Source organism: Streptomyces antnestii (genome assembly GCF_004005495.1).
Lineage (GTDB): Bacteria > Actinomycetota > Actinomycetes > Streptomycetales > Streptomycetaceae > Streptomyces > Streptomyces antnestii.
Genome location: NZ_RZYA01000004.1, coordinates 131,908 through 151,818 on the forward strand (window position 1 = coordinate 131,908; position 19,911 = coordinate 151,818).

Annotated in this window: 18 protein-coding genes; 8 read left to right on the forward strand and 10 right to left on the reverse strand. The window is 71.0% G+C overall.

The window, feature by feature from the left end:
• Positions 1-27: 27 nt before the first annotated feature.
• On the reverse strand, positions 28-675 hold the full coding sequence (locus EOT10_RS11000; RefSeq protein ID WP_127827937.1) for an HNH endonuclease family protein: 648 nt from the start codon (positions 673-675) through the stop codon (positions 28-30).
• A 482-nt stretch (positions 676-1,157) separates the two neighbouring features.
• Between EOT10_RS11000 and EOT10_RS11005 the strand changes: the two genes are divergently transcribed.
• The 3 genes from EOT10_RS11005 to EOT10_RS11015 all read left to right on the forward strand — a co-directional run bounded on the left by EOT10_RS11005 (position 1,158) and on the right by EOT10_RS11015 (position 5,130).
• Positions 1,158-1,736, forward strand: coding sequence for a TMEM165/GDT1 family protein (locus tag EOT10_RS11005; protein ID WP_127827938.1), 579 nt, complete (start codon positions 1,158-1,160; stop codon positions 1,734-1,736).
• 515 nt (positions 1,737-2,251) lie between these two features.
• The gene (locus EOT10_RS11010) at positions 2,252-2,917 is read left to right on the forward strand and encodes an HAD-IA family hydrolase (RefSeq protein ID WP_127827939.1); all 666 of its coding nucleotides are present in this window, start codon (positions 2,252-2,254) and stop codon (positions 2,915-2,917) included.
• Positions 2,918-3,051: 134 nt separating this feature from the next.
• Positions 3,052-5,130 (forward strand): MDR family MFS transporter, encoded by a 2,079-nt coding sequence (locus tag EOT10_RS11015; RefSeq protein WP_127827940.1) that lies wholly within the window; start codon positions 3,052-3,054, stop codon positions 5,128-5,130.
• Between the two features lie 20 nt (positions 5,131-5,150).
• Here EOT10_RS11015 and EOT10_RS11020 read toward each other — a convergent pair whose 3' ends face one another.
• The 3 genes from EOT10_RS11020 to EOT10_RS11030 all read right to left on the reverse strand — a co-directional run bounded on the left by EOT10_RS11020 (position 5,151) and on the right by EOT10_RS11030 (position 6,499).
• Positions 5,151-5,648 (reverse strand): GNAT family N-acetyltransferase, encoded by a 498-nt coding sequence (locus EOT10_RS11020; protein WP_127827941.1) that lies wholly within the window; start codon positions 5,646-5,648, stop codon positions 5,151-5,153.
• Positions 5,649-5,721: 73 nt separating this feature from the next.
• Entirely contained in the window at positions 5,722-6,048 is a 327-nt protein-coding gene (locus EOT10_RS11025; RefSeq protein WP_127827942.1) for an antibiotic biosynthesis monooxygenase family protein, read from the reverse strand.
• 37 nt (positions 6,049-6,085) lie between these two features.
• Positions 6,086-6,499: a DnaJ family domain-containing protein gene (locus EOT10_RS11030; protein WP_127827943.1), complete on the reverse strand. Its 414-nt coding sequence runs from the start codon at positions 6,497-6,499 to the stop codon at positions 6,086-6,088.
• Positions 6,500-6,605: 106 nt separating this feature from the next.
• Between EOT10_RS11030 and EOT10_RS11035 the strand changes: the two genes are divergently transcribed.
• Positions 6,606-7,001, forward strand: coding sequence for an FHA domain-containing protein (locus EOT10_RS11035; RefSeq protein WP_127827944.1), 396 nt, complete (start codon positions 6,606-6,608; stop codon positions 6,999-7,001).
• Here EOT10_RS11035 and EOT10_RS11040 read toward each other — a convergent pair.
• Both EOT10_RS11040 and proP read right to left on the reverse strand, forming a co-directional pair.
• Positions 6,986-7,711, reverse strand: a complete 726-nt coding sequence (locus EOT10_RS11040; RefSeq protein ID WP_127827945.1) for an O-methyltransferase — start codon at positions 7,709-7,711, stop codon at positions 6,986-6,988. The genes EOT10_RS11035 and EOT10_RS11040 overlap by 16 nt on opposite strands.
• Before the next feature lie 90 nt (positions 7,712-7,801).
• Positions 7,802-9,217, reverse strand: coding sequence for a glycine betaine/L-proline transporter ProP (gene proP / locus EOT10_RS11045; RefSeq protein WP_127827946.1), 1,416 nt, complete (start codon positions 9,215-9,217; stop codon positions 7,802-7,804).
• Between the two features lie 363 nt (positions 9,218-9,580).
• Between proP and EOT10_RS11050 the strand changes: the two genes are divergently transcribed.
• Positions 9,581-11,629: a bifunctional glycosyltransferase 87/phosphatase PAP2 family protein gene (locus EOT10_RS11050; protein WP_431313274.1), complete on the forward strand. Its 2,049-nt coding sequence runs from the start codon at positions 9,581-9,583 to the stop codon at positions 11,627-11,629.
• Between the two features lie 34 nt (positions 11,630-11,663).
• On the opposite strand, the gene EOT10_RS11055 is transcribed toward EOT10_RS11050, so the two are convergent.
• The 4 genes from EOT10_RS11055 to EOT10_RS11070 form a co-directional block, all read right to left on the reverse strand.
• Positions 11,664-12,896, reverse strand: coding sequence for a PucR-like N-terminal domain-containing protein (locus tag EOT10_RS11055; RefSeq protein WP_127827948.1), 1,233 nt, complete (start codon positions 12,894-12,896; stop codon positions 11,664-11,666).
• A gap of 387 nt (positions 12,897-13,283) precedes the next feature.
• A complete protein-coding gene (locus EOT10_RS11060; protein WP_223280923.1) occupies positions 13,284-14,249 on the reverse strand; it encodes a hypothetical protein in 966 nt (321 codons plus the stop codon).
• Positions 14,250-14,263: 14 nt separating this feature from the next.
• Positions 14,264-15,781 carry a DUF6801 domain-containing protein gene (locus EOT10_RS41260; protein WP_189491433.1) on the reverse strand — a complete coding sequence of 506 codons (1,518 nt, stop codon included), beginning with the start codon at positions 15,779-15,781 and terminating at the stop codon, positions 14,264-14,266.
• Positions 15,782-15,928: 147 nt separating this feature from the next.
• On the reverse strand, positions 15,929-16,573 hold the full coding sequence (locus EOT10_RS11070) for a hypothetical protein (RefSeq protein ID WP_127827949.1): 645 nt from the start codon (positions 16,571-16,573) through the stop codon (positions 15,929-15,931).
• A 666-nt stretch (positions 16,574-17,239) separates the two neighbouring features.
• On the opposite strand from EOT10_RS11070, the gene EOT10_RS11075 reads away from it, so the two are divergent.
• Genes EOT10_RS11075 through EOT10_RS11085 form a run of 3 tightly spaced genes read left to right on the forward strand, consistent with a single transcriptional unit; the run spans position 17,240 to position 19,910 of the window.
• A complete protein-coding gene (locus EOT10_RS11075; protein ID WP_127827950.1) occupies positions 17,240-18,253 on the forward strand; it encodes an ABC transporter ATP-binding protein in 1,014 nt (337 codons plus the stop codon).
• A 56-nt stretch (positions 18,254-18,309) separates the two neighbouring features.
• Positions 18,310-19,098, forward strand: coding sequence for an MlaE family ABC transporter permease (locus tag EOT10_RS11080; RefSeq protein ID WP_127828206.1), 789 nt, complete (start codon positions 18,310-18,312; stop codon positions 19,096-19,098).
• A gap of 5 nt (positions 19,099-19,103) precedes the next feature.
• Entirely contained in the window at positions 19,104-19,910 is an 807-nt protein-coding gene (locus EOT10_RS11085) for an MlaE family ABC transporter permease (protein WP_127827951.1), read from the forward strand.
• The last annotated feature ends 1 nt before the right edge of the window (position 19,911 follow it).

Consider the following 19,911-nt stretch of genomic DNA (forward strand, 5'->3'; position numbering starts at 1 on the left):
TTCACGGTCCTGCGGCCGGCGCCCGTGTCAGCAGCCGCTGAGGTACGACGTCAGGGCGCTCTTCTCGGCGGAGTCCACGGTGAGGTTGTAGTAGTGCTTCACCTGCACCCACATCCGGACGTAGGTGCACTTGTACGCGGCCCGCGACGGCATCCACTTGGCCGGGTCCTGGTCGCCCTTGGCCTGGTTGACGTTGTCGGTGACGGCGATGAGCTGGGGGCGCGTGAGGTCGTTGGCGAAGCCCTGGCGCTGGGCGGTCGTCCAGGCGCTGGCGCCGGACTTCCAGGCCTCGGAGAGCGGGACGACGTGGTCGATGTCGACGTCGGAGGCGGCGCTCCAGGTCGCGCCGTCGTACTCGGAGTACCAACTCCCGGACGTGGCCGCGCAGCTGGAGTCGGTCACGACGTTCGTGCCGTCCCGTTTGAGGACGACCTCGCGGGTGTTGCAGGTGCCGGACTGGGTGATCCAGTGCGGGAACTTGTCGCGGCTGTAGCCGTCGGAGGAGCCCTCGGCCTTGACCGTGAGCTCGGCGAGGTACGTGCGGGCGGTGGCCCCGCTGACCGGGGTCGGGGGAGAGGCCTGCGCGGCCGGGCCGGTCAGCAGGGTCAGGGCGGAGACGACGGCGGTGACGGCGCCGAGTGCGGCGGCGCGTCGACGCGCGTAGAACATGCGCATGTGAACTCCCTTGAAGTGGGGGGAAGTTGACCGGGCGAGCCCGGCCATGCTGGCGCCCCGGGGTTTCCGGGAGATGTGCGCCGAGTGACAGGGTCGCGTCAACGGCGCGTACACATCAAGGGGGCGTACGTGACTTGTCGCGGGGCGTGCGTGACGTGAGGGGATCCGGTGCGATGCGGACCGGTATTGACCGGCGGCCGACCGGGCGTGACCCGGGTCATGCCGTTTCGCTCGGGTGTTCGCGTACGATGGACGGCGCAGAAGGGGAGTAGCTCTTCGCCGGACCGTCGACATACTGCTCAGCTCGTCTGAGCCGGCGCCCGGAGGCAGGACCCGCACACCGGGTCCGGCCAGCGAGACCTTCGGCAAAGCAGTGCCTTACGTGCGTGCACACCTGTGTGCGTACTTGTGCGCTGCCGTGCCGAGGTGTCGTACGCGAATTCCCCTCACTCTCGGCCGGCAGCCCGACCGATTGAGGAATCTTGATCAGCTTCAGCGTGATGGCGGTCGTCTTCGGCGTCGTCTTCCTTGCCGAGCTCCCCGACAAGACCGCGCTCGCCGGACTCGTCCTGGGCACGCGCTACCGCGCCTCGTACGTCTTCGCCGGTGTCGCCGCCGCCTTCGCGGTCCATGTCGCGCTCGCCGTCGCGGCCGGCAGTGTGCTCACCCTGCTGCCGCAGCAGCTCGTGCACGCCCTGACCGGTGTGCTCTTCCTCGGCGGCGCGGCCGTCCTGCTGCTGAAGAAGGACGAGGAGGAGGAAGAGGTCCGCAAGCCCGGGGACCAGAGCTTCTGGAAGGTCTCCGGTGCGGGCTTCATGCTCATCCTGATCGCGGAGTTCGGTGACCTGACCCAGATCATGACCGCGAACCTCGCCGCCCGCTACGACAACCCGCTCTCCGTCGGCATCGGCGCCGTCCTCGGCCTGTGGGCCGTCGCGGCCCTCGGCATCGTCGGCGGCAAGGCGCTGATGAAGCGGGTGCCGCTCGCGCTCATCACGAAGATCGCGGCGGTCCTGATGCTCGGCCTCGGCGTGTGGAGCCTGTACGAGGCGGTCGCGTAGGCCGGGATTCGGGCTCGGGTCCGGGTCGGGTCTGGGCTTAAGCCGGGATTCGGGCTCGGGTCGGGTCGGGTCTGGGCGTAGGCCGGGATTCGAGCTCGGGTCCGGGTCTGGGCGTGCCCCGCGATCCGGCCCGGGTCTGCGCGTATGCCGTGATCCGGGCTCGGGCTCCGGTTCTGTCGTGTGCCGTGATCCGGATCCGGGCCTGGACTGGCCGTGATCCGGGCCTGGACCGGCCGTGATCCGGACCCGGGCCGGGACCGGCCGTGATCCGGCCCGGACCGGCCGGGATCCGGCCTCGGGCTTGGACCAGCTGTGATCCGGCCCGGACCGGCCGTGATCCGGCCCGGACCTGGGCCGTCGCTCACGCCCGTCTACGTCGTGAATCCGGTCCTGACCTGGGCGGCTGGCGTAGGTGCGGACTTGTTTTGTACAGTCGAGGAACAAAGTGGCTCCCGCCCATTCACCCTGACCGGTGGGCGGGGCCGCCTTGTTCCCACTTCTGGAGGACCCCGCCGATGACGGCCACCACTGTTCTGTCCGCCCGCGCCCTGCTGCTCGACATGGACGGCACGCTGGTCAACTCCGACGCCGTGGTCGAGCGCTGCTGGCGGCGCTGGGCGGAGGTCCAGGGTCTCGACGGCGACCAGGTCATGAAGGTCGTCCACGGCCGCCAGGGCTACGCGTCCATGGCCCTCCTGCTGCCCGACCGCCCCATGGCCGAGAACCACGCCGACAACGCGCGCATGCTCGCCGAGGAGACCGCCGACGTCGACGGCGTCGTGCCCGTGCCCGGCGCCGCCGCCTTCCTGGCCGCCCTGCGCACCGGCGGCCTCGCGCACGCCCTGGTGACCTCCGCCGACGTGGCCCTGTCCACCCGCCGCATGGCCGCCGCCGGCCTCCCCCAGCCCGACCTGCGGATCACCGCGGAGAGCGTGGGCGCCAGCAAGCCCGACCCCGAGGGATTCCTCAAGGGCGCCGCCGAACTGGGCGTCGACCCGGCGGACTGCGTCGTCTTCGAGGACTCGGAGGCCGGTATCGCGGCGGGCCGCGCCGCGGGCATGCGGGTCGTCGGCGTCGGCCCCCGCGCGGGCGCGTACGACCCCACGGCGCTCGTGGCGGACCTGACGCAGGTCCGGGTCGAGGCGGGCCCCGACGGCGGGATCCTGCTGCACATCGGCTAGCTCGGCTAGCCCCCACCGCCGCTCCCCCTCCTGGACACCCCGGTCTCAACAGGCCAAACCAGGGCGCACCCACCATCCTGGTAGGTGGCAGCGCCCCGTCGGCCGTGTCCGGCGTGGTGCCTCAGGAGGTGTCCATGACCCAGGACGCTAGCGGGGGCCTTCCCCGTACGGACCTGACGACCGGCCCCGCCGGGGACCGCACCGGAGCCACCACCGGTGCCGGACGCGCCCCCCGCGGCGTACTGGTCTCGATCGGCGCGCTGCTGCTCGGCATGCTGCTCGCGGCCCTCGACCAGACCATCGTCTCGACGGCGCTGCCGACGATCGTGAGCGACCTCGGCGGCCTTGAACACCTGTCCTGGGTCGTGACCGCGTACCTGCTGGCGTCGACGGCGGCCACGCCCCTGTGGGGCAAGCTCGGCGACCAGTACGGCCGCAAGAAGCTCTTCCAGATCGCCATCGTGATCTTCCTGGTCGGCTCGGCGCTGTGCGGCATGGCGCAGAACATGCCGCAGCTGATCGGCTTCCGCGCCCTCCAAGGCCTGGGCGGCGGCGGCCTGATGGTGCTGTCCATGGCGATCGTCGGCGACATCGTTCCGCCCCGCGAACGGGGCAAGTACCAGGGTCTGTTCGGCGCGGTCTTCGGCGCGACGAGCGTCCTCGGCCCGCTGCTCGGCGGCCTGTTCACGGAACACCTCAGCTGGCGCTGGGTCTTCTACGTCAATCTGCCGATCGGCGTCGTCGCGCTCGCGGTCATCGCCGCCGCGCTGCACATCCCCGTGCGCTCGACGAAGCACACGATCGACTATCTCGGCACGTTCCTGATCGCCTCCGTGGCGACCTGTCTCGTCCTGGTCGCCTCGCTCGGCGGGACGACCTGGGACTGGGCCTCGGCGCAGATCATCGGTCTCGCCGTCCTCGGCGTCGTCCTCGCCGTGGTGTTCGTCAAGGTCGAGCGGCGGGCCGCGGAACCCGTCCTGCCGCTGAAACTGTTCCGCATCCGCACGTTCACGCTGTCCGCCGTCATCAGCTTCGTCGTCGGCTTCGCCATGTTCGGCGCCATGACGTACCTGCCGACGTTCCTCCAGGTCGTCCAGGGTGTCTCGCCGACGATGTCGGGCGTGCACATGCTGCCGATGGTCCTCGGCCTGCTGCTCTCCTCGACGGCCTCCGGCCAGATCGTCAGCCGCACGGGCCGCTGGAAGGTCTTCCCGATCGTCGGCACCGGCGTCACCGCCATCGGCCTGCTCCTCCTCCACCAGCTCGACGAGAACAGTTCCACCGCCGAGATGAGCGCCTACTTCTTCGTCTTCGGCCTGGGCCTCGGCCTCGTCATGCAGGTCCTCGTCCTGATCGTGCAGAACGCCGTCTCGTACGAGGACCTGGGCGTCGCCACCTCCGGCGCGACGTTCTTCCGCTCCATCGGCGCCTCCTTCGGCGTCGCGATCTTCGGCACGGTCTTCGCCACCCGGCTCACCGGCAAACTCACGGACGCCCTCGCGGGCCGCACCCTGCCGCCCGGCGTCGACGTGAACGCCCTCAAAGCCGACCCGCGAGGCATCTCCGCCCTGCCGCCCGCCGTCCGCGCACCGGTCCTGCACGCCTACGCGTCATCCATCACGGACGTCTTCCTCTACGCCGCCCCGGTCGCCCTCGTCGCCTTCGCGCTGGCCTGGTTCCTGAAGGAGGACAAGCTGCGCGGCTCGGTCACCGCCCCGGACGCGACCGAGACCCTGGCCAGCAACCCCGTGGAACGCTCCTCGTACGACGAGTGCGCGCGGGCCCTGTCCACCCTCGGCACCCGGGAGGGGCGCCGCGAGATCTACGAGAAGATCACCGCGCGCGCCGGATACGACCTGTTCCCTGCCGCCAGCTGGCTCCTGCTGCGCATCAAGCGGTACGGATGGGCGGAACCGTCCGCGCTCGCCCAGCACAGCGCCGTACCCCTGCCTGTGATCATCGCGGCGGCGCGGCAGCTGGAGGAGCGGCGCCTCGCCACCCGCATCGGCGTCGACCTCGTCCTCACCGACGAGGGCCGCGTGGTGGCCGCCCGGCTGTCCACGGCCCGTGAGGAGTCGCTCGCCGAACTCCTGGGCGACTGGTGGGACCCGGACCGTCCCACGGACCTCACGAAACTCGTCGAACAGCTCAACGCGGAGCTGTGCGGGTCGGACGCCGAGCGCCCGCACGACGGCCTGGCGACCCGCCCCTGAAGCCCGCTCCCCGGCGCCGCTCAGAGCAGCTTCTTGGCGAACCAGTGCTCGGAGTACGGGTCGTCGTTGTACCGGGGTGTCTCCTCGTAGCCGTGCCGCGCGTACAGCGTCCGGGACTCCACCAGGTCGGTGCGGGTGTCGAGCACGATCCGCTCGGCACCCAGCTCCCGCGCGGCGCTCTCCGCCCCAGCGAGCAGCAGGTCGGCGCCGCCCTTCCCGCGCATGGCGGGCCGGACGAAGACGCGCTTCAGCTCGCCGGTCGACGCGTCGAGCATCCGCACGCCGGCCATCCCGGCGGGCTCGCCCAGGTACCGCGCGACCAGCAACACCCCGTCCGGAGCGGCGAGATAGTCCCCCGTGTCGGCCGCGACCTCACGCTCCAGCTCGCCGGGATCCGTGGTGCGCCCCTCATGCAGCAGGTACCAGCGGTCGCTGACCTCCGTGTAGTACGCACGCCACAACTCGGCGGCGACGGACGAGTCGAACGGCTCGGGGGCCACGGTCCAGGGCGAGTTCATGAGGGGCATTGTGGACCGCGGCCTCCGCCGCTGACCATGACTTCGGTCTACGGCTTCGGTCTACGGCTTCGGTCTACGACTCCGTCTGCGACTTCGGCGCCGCCTGCTGCACCACCTCGAACGACCACACCGACGACCCGCTCGCCGCCGGCTTCGGCCGGTCGCCGCCGCCCTGGTGGGCCGCCTTCATCGGGCCCTCCATCCACGCCTGGAACGACGCCTCGTCACGCCACCGCGTGTACACCAGGTAGTCGTCGGTGCCCTCGATGGGACGCAGCAGCTCGAACCACTCGAAGCCGTCCGAGTTCTCCACGGCGCCGGCGCGCGAGGCGAAGCGCTTCTCCAGGGTCTCCCGCTGCTCGGCCGGGACGGTCAGGACGTTGATCTTCACGATGCTCATGCCGCCCATCCTCGCGCACCCCCGCGTCAGCGTGGCGTCAGGTCCCGCGTGCCTCGCGGTTTCGCCGCCAGTCGTGGACGATCTCCTCGACGTCGTACGGCTTGAGTCCGAGGGGTGGGCCCGGGGGCGGTTTGAACATCATGTCGCGGATCTTGACGTTGATCTCGGTGACGATGCGGCGGACGATCCGTTCGGAAGGGGCCCGCGCCGCCTCGGCCAGCGCGTCCTCGGCCTCCTTGCGCAGGGCGAGGGACGGGGGCAGTACGGAGAAGCCCTCGCGGGCCATCTTCCGCTTGATCCACCAGTTCTCGTCGTACGTCGTGTCGGCCGTTTCCGGCAGCGGCTTGCCCGCGCCGGGGAGGTGGGAGAAGTCGTCCGCGCGCTCCGCGTCGCGGATCTGCTTGTCGACCCATGACTCGAAGCTGACGTCCGGAGGCTTGCGTTCGGTCATGTCGCCATTGTCCCAGAGGGCGTACCACGGAGGCAGGGGACAAATTAGGATGCGGCCTCGGCGGGAACCCGGTTCCGGGGGCCGCGAAGACCGAAGGAGCTGTGCGGTGCTGGAGCTGACCATGGCCTCCGTCGCGGGGGCGGACGCGGGGGCGACGGCCGGGATGCTGATGGCCGACGCGCCGAGCGAGCCGGGAGCTGTGCTGCGCGTGGGGCGTGACCGGAACGTGTGCCGGCTCGCGACGCCCGACGACTGGCTGTTCGTCTCGCGCGTCCATCTGGAGTTCCGGTGCGGGCAGGACGGCGCGTGGTCCGTGTTCTGGCTGCGCGGCTCGCACGACGAGCCCTCGTCCGAGGTGAGCCTCACGCTGACCGGCGGCCGGCCGCAGCCCCTCGAGTACGGAGGGGCCGCGGCGCTCGCGCCGGGCGCGTCCGGCGAGATCGTGGTCCTGGACCGCACCCAGGCCCGCAGCGTGAACGTGGGTTTCTACCATGAGGTCTGATGGCGCGTCAGATCCAATGATGGGCGGCGGTCCGGGAGTACGCGGGCCAGCGCGAAGCCGTCGTAGCCCTTGACCCCCACCGTCTGGACGGCCGTGCCGTCCAGCTTCGGGTGGTCGGCGATCAATCGGAGCGCGTCGCGGGTGCCGCGGATGTCTGGCGCCGTGCCGGAGTCGTCCGTGACGCGGCCGCCGCGCACCACGTTGTCGACGACGATCACGCTGCCGGGGCGGGTCAGCCGCAGCGCCCACTCGACGTAGTGCGCGTTGTTGGCCTTGTCGGCGTCGATGAAGACGAGGTCGAACGGCTCGGGGTGGTCGGCCGCGATGCCGGGCAGCGAGTCGAGGGCGGGGCCGACCCGCACCTCGGCGATCTTGTCGAGGCCGGCGCGGGCGAGGTTGCCGCGGGCCACCTCGGCGTGCCGGGGGTCGTACTCGAGGGTGACGAGGACGCCGTCGGCGGGCAGGGCGCGGGCCAGCCAGATCGTGCTGTAGCCGCCGAGTGTGCCGATCTCCAGGATGCGGCGCGCGCCCTGGATCCGGGCGATGAGGTGGAGGAACTTGCCTTGGTTCGGGGCGACGTTGATGTGCGGGAGGCCCGCCGCTTCGCTGTCCGCGAGGGCCGCCGTCAGGGCCTCGTCGGCGGGGGCGAGGAGGCCGGTGAGGTAGTCGTCGACGGCGGTCCACTGCTCTTCGGGTGCGTGCTCAGACATGGCCCCATGATGGGCGCACGAGCCCGCGGGCCGTTGGCGATTCAGCCGAGCGGCGGCGGGGCGTACACCTCAGGCCCGCGGTTCCTGGTGTTACGCGGCCGTGGCGTGCGCGCCGCGCGGCAGGTCGCCGCTCTCCACGGCGGGCGGCGAGCCGGGCAGCGGGCGGCGGGCCGACTCGGTCATGAACCAGACCGCGACGCCGCCGACGACGGCCGCGGCCATCATGTAGTACGCGGGCATCATCAGGTTCCCGGTCGCTCCGACCAGCGCCGTGACGACCAGCGGGGTCGTGCCGCCGAAGAGCGAGACGGAGACGTTGAAGCCGATCGACAGGGAGCCGTAGCGCACCCGGGTCGGAAAGAGCGCGGGGAGCGCGGACGGCATCGCCGCGGTGAAGCAGACGAGGAGCAGGCCGAGGGCGCCGAGGCCCAGCGAGACCGCCCACAGGTCGCCCTGGCGGATCAGGAGCACGGCCGGGATCGACAGGGCGAAGAAGCCGACGCAGCCCGCCGCGATCACGGGACGGCGGCCGAGGCTGTCGGACAGCTTGCCCGCGAACGGCTGGACGATCATCATCAGCGCCATCACGCCGAGGATCAGCAGGAGCCCGTGCGTCTCGTCGTAGTGGAGCTGGCCGGTCAGGTAGCTCGGCATGTACGAGAGCAGCATGTAGTCGGTGACGTTGAAGACGAGGACGAGGCCGATGCACAGGAGCATCGCCTTCCACTGGCCGGTCACCATCTCGCGGATCCGCACCTTGGGGCGGGACTTCTCCGACTTCTCGGCGGCGGCAGCGGCCGCGGCGAACGCCGGGGTCTCCTCGAGTCGCATGCGCAGGTAGAGGCCGATGATGCCCATCGGGCCCGCGATCAGGAACGGGATGCGCCAGCCCCAGGACACCAGGTCGTGGTCGGACAGCAGTGCCGTCATCAGGGTCACCAGACCCGCGCCGCCGATGTAACCGGCGAGCGTGCCGAATTCCAGCCAGCTGCCGAAGAAGCCGCGCTTCTTGTCGGGCGCGTACTCGGCGATGAAGGTGGACGCGCCGCCGTACTCACCACCGGTCGAGAAGCCCTGCACGAGCCGCGCCGCGAGGAGCAGGATCGGCGCGCCGACGCCGATCGCCGCGTACGACGGGATCAGGCCGATGGCGAACGTGCCCGCCGCCATCATGATCATGGTGATGGCGAGGACCTTCTGCCGGCCGACGCGGTCGCCGAGGGGGCCGAAGACCATGCCGCCGAGGGGGCGGACGAGGAACGCGGCGGCGAAGGCGCCGAACGTCGACAGGAGCTGGGCCGTGGGGTTGCCCGACGGGAAGAAGACCTTGCCGAGGGTGACGGCGATGTAGCTGTAGACGCCGAAGTCGAACCACTCCATCGCGTTGCCGAGGGCCGCCGCCTTGACCGCGCGCTTGACGAGCGCCGGGTCGGTCACGGTGACCTCGGGGGAGGCGCCCCTCGTGGAGGCGTTGGTATCCGGTGCGACGGTGAGTGCGCTCGACAAGGGTCTGCTCGCCTGCTTTCGAAGGGGACAAGGACACGTCCGGGCCACGGACGAGGCCGCCCACGACGGGACGGCCTGAAATCGACCATAGGGGCAGCAGGGATCATTACGGGTAGTGTTCGCGTCGTCGCGCAGAGCGGTAAAAGCGGGTCCGGCCAGGCATGACGCACCGGATCCGGCGCGGCGTAATCGGACAATTCTGTGAGCTATGTCGCGGCCCTCGCCTGCAACCGCACGGATCCCTCGTCCACGTCATCCGGTCAAAAACCGGTGACGGCCAGGTGAAGTAGTGGTTGCATGCGTCTCACCTCGGGGGTGGTGCGAGCCTCTGGACAGTACGGACGGCGGGAGGGCCGACGGCACGTGGCGAACGTGGAGCATGGAGCGGGCAAAGCGTTGGGGGCGGGGGCCGCGACGGCGCGGCTCGGCATGGTCCGGGCAGGCCTGTGGCTGATCGCCGCGGTCCTGGCGGTGCGCCAGGTCGTGGCCGTCCTGAGCACTCCGAGCGGTGAACGCCTCACGGACCTGGAGACCTGGATCGGTCCTGACGGTGTCCTCCATGTGAAGGACTCCCTCTACGACGCCGACCAGTTCACCGGTACCCCCTTCGGGGGGCTCGTGCTCAAACCCCTCGCCAGCGGTGCCGAACAGTCGCTCGGCTGGGCCTGGACCTTCGGCACGCTCGGCCTCGTCGTCGTCCTCGGTCTCGTCGCCGCGCGCGCCCTGCCGAAACCGGTCACCCGGCGCACCTCCCTGCTCGCCGCCCCCGTCGCGATCAGCCTCCTCATGCTGTCCCTGCCGGTGCGCAACACCCTGCACCTGGGCCAGACCAGCATCATCCCCGTCCTCCTCGTGCTGCTCGGCTGCTTCGCCGCGCGCGGCGAGCGGAGCTCGGGGTTCCTCATCGGCGTCGGCGCCGCGCTCCAGCCCACCGTCATCGTCTTCGCCCCCCTCCTGTGGTTCACCGGGCGCAGGCGAGCCGCCGTGTCCTCCGGCGTCACGTTCCTGGCGTGCACGCTCCTCGCCTGGGCCGCGATGCCGCACGACTCGTGGACGTACTGGGTGCACCACGCGGCCGGCGCGGGCCTCGGGTCGCGCCCCGACGGGCTCGCCAACCAGTCCCTGCACGGCGCGCTCCTGCGCTTCGGCCTCGCAGGCCCCCTGGAGATCGGGCTCTTCCTCGTCCTGGGCGCCGCGATCGCGGCCGTCGGCCTGCGGCGCGCCGTGCGCTACGCCGAGGACGGGCAGCTCCTCCTCGCCGTCGCCCTCACCGGCTGCGTCGCCGTCGCCGTGTCGCCCACGTCCTGGCAGCACCAGCTCCTGTGGGTGCTGCTCGCCGTCGTCGGCCGCGTCGGCCGGAAGGTGTCCGACCGCTATGTGTGGCCCGTAGCCGTCGTCCTCGTGATGACGCTCCCGGCGAAGATGATGCTGCCGGACGTCACCCTCGCCCAGCCGCTGCGTGACAACGTCGTCCTGATCGCCGCGCTCGCCGCCGCCACGGTCGTCCCGTTCCTGTCCCGCACGGCGCCCGAGTACCGCACGCCCGTCCCCACCGCGTACGCGAAGCCGGCGCCGGCGCGCTGGTCGTGGGTGCCGCTCGTGCCGTTCTGGCGCCGGGTCCTCGGCCGCCCGAACCTGCTGCTCGAACTGCTCCTGATCCGCGTCGGCTACTCCGCGTACCAGCAGGTCAGGCTCGCCGCCCACGGCGGTACGAACTCCGGGGGCCGGGCCATCGCCGAAGCGCACGGCGAGCAGATCAACTCCCTGGAGAAGGTCCTCCACATCGACATCGAGCACTGGGCCAACCATGCGATCGTGCACGTCCCGTGGCTCAAGGGTTTCTTCGACTTCTACTACGAGTCGTTCCACTTCTTCGTGCCGCTGGCCGTCCTCGGCGTCCTCTACGTCCGCCGGCCCGCCCAGTACCGCTGGGCCCGCTCCGCGCTCGGCTTCGCCACGCTCCTCGCCTTGGTCGGCTTCTGGTTCTACCCGCTGGCCCCGCCGCGCCTGATGCCCACGCTCGGCTTCATCGACACGGTGCACGGCGTCCAGGACTTCTCCAAGCCGGACTACGGCTCGCTGACGGCGCTCACCAACCAGTACGCGGCCATGCCCTCGCTGCACTTCGGCTGGGCCCTGTGGTGCGGGCTCGTCGTCGCCATCCTCGCCCCGAAGCGGTGGATGAAGGCACTCGGCCTGCTGCATCCCCTGTTCACCGTGTCCGCGATCATCGCGACCGCCAACCACTGGGTGCTCGACGCGGTGGGCGGCGCGACCGTCGTCGGCGCGGGCTTCGCCCTCACCTACGCACTGTCGGGGCCGCGTGCGCGCCCCACGGCCGAGGCGGGGCCTGACATGGCGAAGGCGCCGGCCGGGCTTGCCGCCGCGACGGCGGAACGCAGCCGGTCCTGACCAGAGGGGGCTGCAGTCGGGAGGCGCGCGGGGGTCAGGCGTCGTCGGACGGGTGCCGGTGGCCCTGGAGGTGCCGGGCCCGCAGCGCCGCCTCGGTGGCGAAACGGCGCTCCGGGTCGGTGAGCCGGTCGCCGAAGTGCGCGTCCAGATTGCGCAGCCGGTAGCGGACCGTCTGGGCGTGCACCCCCAGGATGTCGCCGACGTGCTCGGCCGTGCCCCGGGTGGTCAGCCACACCCGCAGCGTGTCGAGCAGGCGCGCCCGGCGGTTGCCCGTCAGGCCGGACAGCGGGGCGAGTTCGAGGGCGGCGAGCCGGTCGAGGAGCGCCGGGTCCGACAGCAGCCACAGCGTGGTCAGATGGTCCGCGCAGCGCACCGCGGGACCGTCGGCGATGACCTGTTCGTCGATGAGCTCCAGGACCCGGCGGGCCCAGCGGATCGAGTCGGAGGCCCGCGCGGTGGGCACGGTGAGCCCGAGCACGCACCGGGTGTCACCGAGGGTGGCCGTCAGCATGTCGAGGCGGGTCGCTCCGTCCGGACCTTCGAGGGATCCCGGGATCAGCAGATGCGGCTGGGGGTCTCCGAGGTCGGCCAGGACGTCGGGGTCGAGGCCGGCCCTGAGGTGAACGGGAGCCGGGGCCCGTAGCGCCACGAGCGTGACCCGCTCGGGAATCCGCCAGCCGGACTGTTCGCACAGTTCGGTGAGCGCGTCGCCCGGCAGCGGGTGACCGGCGAGCAGCAGATGCAGGATGCGCCGGTGCAGGGAGTCCAGACGGTCCGTGGACTGCGACTGCACCTCCAGATAGCCCTCTCTGGACAGGGCCTCCAGCTCGTCGACGTACGCGAACAGCGCGTCGGCGAAGGTCAGGATCAGGGTGGGGGAGAGGTTGTACTTGCGGCCGACGCGCTTGGCGCGGCGCAGCGCGATCCGGGCGCCGATGCGGTACGCGCCGTGCAGCGAGTCGAGACTGCGGCCCTCGTACGCCTCGAACCGCCCGAATCTGCGGCACAGTTCGTCGCGTTCACCGGCCGACGCGGTGGGCTCGGCCACCCGGTCGACGAAGGCGGCGAGGCTCTGCTCGACGCCGAGCCGGATCACCGCGCTGTTGGGGCCGTCGAGCAGCCGGGCGAACTCCGGGTAGGTGCGGGTGACCTCGACCCGGATCTCCTTGATCAGACTGGGCAGTTCGGGCCGCATGATGGCGGCGAACTCCGGGGGCAGCGGGCCGAGCGGTTCTTCCACTTCCGACGACGGTGCGGCTGAGGGCATGACGCTCCCCTTGCTCTCCTGCGCCCGGTGGGGGGCGAGCCGCGGGCGTGCCGCCCCGGGGTGGGGGGCAGCGCTCCCACGGACCGGCAGGTGCGTACCTGGTGGGACTGCCGAAGCTAGAACAACTGCTGTGTGATGTACACCACTTGATGAACAAGTAGCTTCATGTTGCACGTGGTGTGAGGGGCCCGGAACGTCCGGCGGGCGGCGCGCACCGCCGGACGTCTTCCGGGGACGCGCACCCCTCACCTGGACTGTTGCGGCGTGCCGATCCGGGCCGCCGGAAGGCGCGGCGGGCGGCGGGTCCGCAAGCCCACCGCTCGGACTGGGTCCGGAGATTGGCGTGATATCGATGTCATCGCTCGGCGGGACCTGCCGCGGTGGGCGTCATCCGGCCGCCGTGTGCCAGTTCTGCGCGAGGATCTTTCCGGCGTCGGGGTAGACGGTGCCGGGCGCGTACAGGCCGCCCAGGTAGGTGTGGGTGTCGTTCAGGGTGACGCTGTTGTGCCCGGCGGCGGAGGGCAGTCCCGTCTTGGCGTTGACGGCCAGGTCGATCAGGCCGAGGAGCCCGCAGCCGCTCGCGCCCGGCACGGCGAAGGACGAGTCGCCCTGCGTGGAGCCGGTCAGGCCGATCCGGGACATCGTGCCGGCCGGGTCGGGGCTGCCGCCGGCGGCGAACCGCTCGATCTTGAAGGCGGGTTGCGTGAGGTTCTGCGGGCGCAGCACGACCGGGTCCGAGGCCGAGCCGATGGTGCAGTGGTCGGACAGGAACGGGTTCTTGAGCCGGATGCGCACCGGGATCGCGATGATGGGCTGGCCCGTCGTGGCGCCCGCCGCGAGCGCGAAGTCATGGGGTGCGCCGACCGATTCGACCGTGGCGGTGATCCGGTTGAGCGAGGAGTCGTCGAGCTGCTTGCAGATGTCCGTGATCACGGGGATGTCGCTGGGGCACATCAGGCCGAGCAGGCCCCCCGGGATCGTGGCGGAGTCGGCGATGATCGTCCCGGAGGCCGGCGGTACGAGGGTGCTGGTGCCGTCGGAGTTCTGCACGACGCCGAGCTGGAGGTCGCTGGCGCCGGTGGTCACCGTGGTGTTGCCGAGGACGATGGAGCCGCTGTCGGAGTGGGAGGCGACGCACTGGGGGGTGGTGGCCCGGCCGTCGGCGCCGGCCATCGGCGGCGCGTCCACCGGACAGCGGGTGAACGGCGCCCAGGATCCGGCCAGTTGGGCGTCGGCCGCGGTCGCCGTGCCGGTCGTGGCGAAGGTGGCCAGCGCGGTGATCGCGGAGAAGGCGGAGAACGCGGCGAGTCTCGCGCGCGGCAGGGTGGGGCGGCGCAGGGTGGGGCGGGGCATGGCGGCTCCTCGATTCAGCGTTGCGGTTCGGGGACGACGACCGGCCGGCCGTCCTCCGTGCATTCGGTCGGGACGCGGGGCACGGTGTCCGGCGCGCACACCTGGCCCTGGACCTGCTTGGTGAAGTTGTCGGGGCCCGAGATGGAGGCGGTGAGCAGCTTGTCGAGGTCCTCGCCCACGCCGCAGCCCGTGAAGGGCGGAATGGTGAGGGTGGAGGTGAGGACGCCGCCGGTGGTGAGGGTGTAGCCCGCGTAGACGCCGTTGGGCTGCCGGGTGACGGTGCCCTGGAGGTGCAGGTGGTCCTGGGTGTCCTGGGCCGGGTCGGGGTCCTTGGAGTAGAGGGAGCCGCGGGTCCGGCAGTCGGGGCCGACGTCCAGGGGGGTTCCGTTGACCCGTACGTCGTACACGCGGAGCACCAGCGGCACGCGGAGGTCCGTCACGCCCGTGCCCTTGGTGAGGTTGAGGTCGGAGTCGATCGTCAGCGGGCCGGTCTGCTCCAGGACCATCCTGGCCGTGGTCGGGGTGAAGCCGAAGGTCAGGAACGTGCTCGTGCCGGGTACGGACCGGGGCGCGCCGCCGTTGAACAGGCGGCCGGTGGAGTGCTGAAGGAGGTGCAGGCCGTCCGGCCGCGGTTTCAGGGAGCTGGGTCCCTGGTTGATCTGGCTGCACGAGACGGGGATCAGGGACGCGCCCCCGAGCTTGGTGACGTTGGAGAGTCCGGTGATGTAGGCGACCAGGGGCAGGGTGTCCGCCGCGTTCTTGTGGCAGGGCGGCGCCGTGGCCTTGCGCGGGGCCGCCGGCTTCGGCGCGGCCGGCTCGGGCCCTGCCGGGCGTGCGCTGTCACCGCCGGGCGAGGCCGACGGAGTCGCGCCCGGGGAGTCCGGAGGGCCGGACGGTGACGCGGAGGCGTCCGCTGTCACGCGTACGGTGGCCAGGTGCCCGGAGCCGGGGTCGCCCGGCTTCGGCGTGCAACTCACGGACAGAGAGGGCGTGTTGGCCGGGGTTCCCTGGTCCGTGAGGAGGGTGAGGTCCAGGTCGATGGTGGTCGCGGTGAGGGCGAGGTCGCCGGGGGTGCCGCTGCTCAGGGCCGCGACATCGCCCGAGGTGCCGAGGCTCAGCGGACCGGTCTGCGGGAGAGGGACCGGCTGTCCGGTGCCGTGCCAGGCCGTCGTCGCCTTCTCCGCACCCTGGGTGAGGTCGATGGAGAGTGCGGAGGCGGGCGTCGCCGTCGCGGCGCCGAGCGAGCGCAGTTCGTCCACCGCGGCCTGCGGCAGCTCCACGGACGTGGCGACGTCCGAGGGTTCGATCTCCTGCGACACCGCCGCCTCGGCCGGGAGCCGGGCGGTGACCGCGACGGTCACCGGCTGCTCGCCCGACGGGAAGCTGCACACGTAGTCGAGCCGGGCGTCCACCTTCTGTGTCTCCGCGGTGGCCCCGGCGCCCGGCACCGATGTCACGACCACCGCGCCGAGAGCCACCGCGGCGGCCCTGCGGCGGAGCAGGCGCGCGGGACGGGATGCCTTGCGTGTCACGGTCCTTCAGCTCCTGTCGCTCGGGCGGGAGGGCACCGGCTGGGCACCGGATGGGTGTCGGCTGGGCACCGGATGGGTGTCGGCTGGACACCGGTGGTCCCGCCCGGCGCTGGGTGCGGCGGGCGGGACGAGGTGACGTGGAACGGGTTACGAGCCGACGACGGTGGCGCCGTTGGAGGTGCCCTTGACGACCACGTCGTAGACGGCGTCGAAGGTGGGGTGGTCGCCGGCCGCGACGAGCCCGGAGCAGCCGGAGGTGGGGTTGGCGACCGTCAGTTCGGTGGCGGTCGCGTGGATCGTGAGCTTGCCGGCCGTGCCGGCACCGCCGTTCTTGTAGTTCCCGTGCGCGGTGCCGGTGACGTCGAAGGCGCAGGTGGCGACGCTGACCCGGGCCTTGATGTTGTCGATGTAGCCCGGTGTGGTCCCCGTCGCCGGGTCGTAGTCGCCGTACGCCCACAGGGTCCACGGCATGGTCGTCGTGGCGGTGACGTTGCCGAGGATGCTGGTGCACGGCTCGCCGGTGCGGCCGAAGTTGGCCGAGTTGATGGTGCCGATCTTGGCCGGGTTGCCGGTGGCGCTCGCAAGGACCGCCTCGGCGTCGGCGTAGGTGCAGGTCATGTCGATGCCGTTGACGCCGAGCGACGCGTGGCCGGTGGTCGCGGTCACGGTCTCGGGTGAGCCCGGGCCCACGGCCCAGTTGGTGGAGGCGGCCGACGACGGGGCTGCCGCCAGGCCCAGGGCGGCGCCCGCCGCCGCGACGACGAGTGCGGTCTTTCTCAGGGGAGACTTCATGCTGGTCCTCCGGAATCGTCCCATTCGGATTTCGCCTGCGCCGAGTCGGGGTGGCCGGTCCCGAGTGGATTCGCACAGGCCGAGAGTCTCGCGAGCCGTGACGTTACTGGCCGGAAACTTCACGGAACAATCCCGCCGTCCATGATTCTTTTTCGGGCGCCGTGTTCTGTTTCCCCGGTGAGAAAGCAGAATCCCCGTATTGGTTCCGCGGTGAGGAAAGTCGACATCGTGTGCGCGGCTCGTGCCAAATCTGGGACACCGGTATTGCCGACGGAGGTTACCCGGCCGTAGCGTCGCTGGCGTGGCCGCTGAACTCCTGGTCGGCGCCCCCTTGTCGGCTCGGAGCGGCAACGGGGAATCGGCCGGCCGACCCTCCTTCCGGATCGGCCGACCCCGGTGAGCGGGGCCTCGCGAATCCAACCCCCCGGAAGCGCGAGACCCCGCTTTCCTTTCGTCAGGTATTGCCGTAGGCGTCCTCGTACATATCTCCGCGATGACAAAAAGAGCGGCGCGCATTATCGCCCGGCGACAAGTTCGGTGAGGGGGGCAGGAATGTGGGTCCCGGGTCTTGTCCGGGCGATTCAGGGCGACTTACCGTGCGCCCCGCGGTCCTCGCCTGTCACGGGCGTGACAAGTCCGGAGAAATTCGAGCGTGCTGGAGGTGAGATGGGAATCGAGGTCAAGGTCGAGGGTCTGACGAAGTCCTTCGGCAGGCAGAACATCTGGCAGGACGTGTCGCTCACCCTGCCCGCCGGTGAGATCAGCGTCATGCTCGGGCCGTCCGGCACCGGGAAGACGGTCTTCCTGAAGTCGATCATCGGTCTACTCAAACCGGAGCGCGGCCGCGTCCTCATCGACGGTGTCGACATGGCGGGCGGCCGCGAGCGCGACATCTACGAGACCCGGAAGCTCTTCGGGCTGATGTTCCAGGACGGTGCCCTCTTCGGCTCCATGTCCCTCTTCGACAACATCGCCTTCCCGCTGCGCGAGCACACGCGGAAGAAGGAGTCCGAGATCCGCCGCATCGTCATGGAGCGGATCGACATCGTCGGACTCCTCGGCGCCGAGGGGAAGCTGCCGGGGGAGATCAGCGGCGGTATGCGCAAGCGGGCCGGGCTCGCCCGCGCTCTCGTGCTCGACCCGCAGATCATCCTCTGCGACGAGCCGGACTCCGGACTCGACCCGGTGCGCACGGCGTTCATCTCCCAGCTCCTGGTCGACCTGAACGCGCAGATCGACGCCACGATGCTCATCGTCACGCACAACCTCGACATCGCCTCCACGGTGCCCGACAACATGGGCATGCTGTTCCGGCGCGGACTCGTCACGTTCGGGCCCCGCGAGGTGCTGCTGACCAGCGAAGAGCCCGTCGTGGCCCAGTTCCTGAGCGGCAGCGTCGAAGGCCCCATCGGCATGTCCGAGGAGAAGGACGCCGCGACGCTCGCCGCGGAGGCCGCGGGCCGCACCGGCGACGAGGAGCGCCCGCCCCGCGTGATCGTGCCGCAGCTCGAACCCTCTCCGGGGCTGTCGCCGCGCAGGGCCGTCGCCCGGCGCCGCGAGCGCGTCCTCGGCATGCTCGACGGGCTGCCGCCGGCCGCGCGGGCCGCGATCGAGGCGACGTACGCCGGCAGCGGCGAGGAGCCGACCCTCGCGATGCCGTCGGCGGGGAGCGCCTCATGAGCCTGGACGAACGGCAGTCCCCGAAAGGGGAGTCGGAGCCGCCGGAGTCGCCCGAAATGCGGGCCCCCCGCGCTCCCGTCCCCGGCCTCGGTGCCCTCCGCCAGACCGGACGCCTCTTCGCGCTCGCGCTCGAAGTGGCGCGGGCGATCTTCCGACGGCCCTTCCAGTTCCGGGAGTTCGTCGAGCAGTTCTGGTTCATCGCGAGCGTGACGATCCTGCCCGCCGCCCTCGTGTCCATCCCGTTCGGCGCGGTGATCGCCCTCCAAGTGGGCTCCCTCACCGAACAGTTGGGCGCCCAGTCGTTCACCGGCGGCGCCAGCGTCCTCGCCGTCATCCAGCAGGCGAGCCCGCTCATCGTGGCGCTGCTGATCTCCGGCGCGGGCGGCTCCGCGATCTGCGCGGACCTCGGCTCCCGCACGATCCGCGAGGAGCTGGACGCCATGGAGGTCATGGGCGTCTCGCCGGTGCAGCGGCTCGTCGTGCCGCGCGTGCTCGCCACCATGTCCGTGGCACTCCTGCTCAACGGCATGGTCTCCGTCGTCGGCACCCTCGGCGGCTACTTCTTCAACATCGTCCTCCAGGGCGGCACCCCGGGCGCGTACCTCTCCAGCTTCTCCGCGCTCGCCCAGCTCCCCGACCTCTACGTCAGCGAACTCAAGGCGCTGGTCTTCGGGTTCATCGCCGGGATCGTCGCCGCCTACCGGGGCCTCAACCCGCGCGGCGGCCCCAAGGGCGTCGGCGACGCCGTCAACCAGTCCGTCGTCATCACCTTCATGCTCCTCTTCTTCGTGAACATGGTGCTGACGGGGATCTACCTCCAGATCGTTCCGCCGAAGGGTGGCTGACCGCGATGGCGTCCCCGCTCGTCTGGCTCGACCGCTCCGGTGACCAACTCATCTTCTACGTACGGGCATTGGTGTGGATCCCGCGCACCCTGCGCCGCTATCTGAAAGAGGTGCAGCGCCTCCTCGCCGAGGTCGCCTTCGGGTCCGGCGGGCTCGGTGTCATCGGCGGCACCATCGGCGTGATGTTCGCGATGACGCTGTTCACCGGCACCGTCGTCGGACTCCAGGGGTACGCGGCCCTCGACCAGATCGGCACGGCCGCGTTCACCGGCTTCGTCTCCGCGTACTTCAACACCCGCGAGATCGCGCCCCTGGTCGCCGGGCTCGCCCTGTCCGCGACCGTCGGCGCCGGATTCACCGCGCAGCTCGGCGCCATGCGCATCAACGAGGAGGTCGACGCCCTGGAAGGCATGGGCATCCGCTCCATGCCCTACCTCGTCACCACCCGCATCATCGCCGGCGTCGTCGCGATCGTCCCGCTGTACGCGATCGGGCTCCTGTCCTCCTACCTCGCGTCCCGCTACGTGACCGTCTGGTTCAACGGCCAGTCGCAGGGAACGTACGACCACTACTTCAACCTCTTCCTCTCCCCGACCGACGTGCTGCTCTCCGTGCTCAAGGTGCTGATCTTCAGCGTCATGGTGATCGTCGCCCACTGCTACTACGGCTTCCGCGCGAGCGGCGGCCCCGCTGGGGTGGGCGTCGCGGTCGGCCGGTCCGTGCGCAACGCCATCGTCCTGATCAGCGTCACCGACTTCTTCCTGTCGCTGGCCCTGTGGGGGGCGACCACGACGGTGAAGGTGGCGGGGTGAG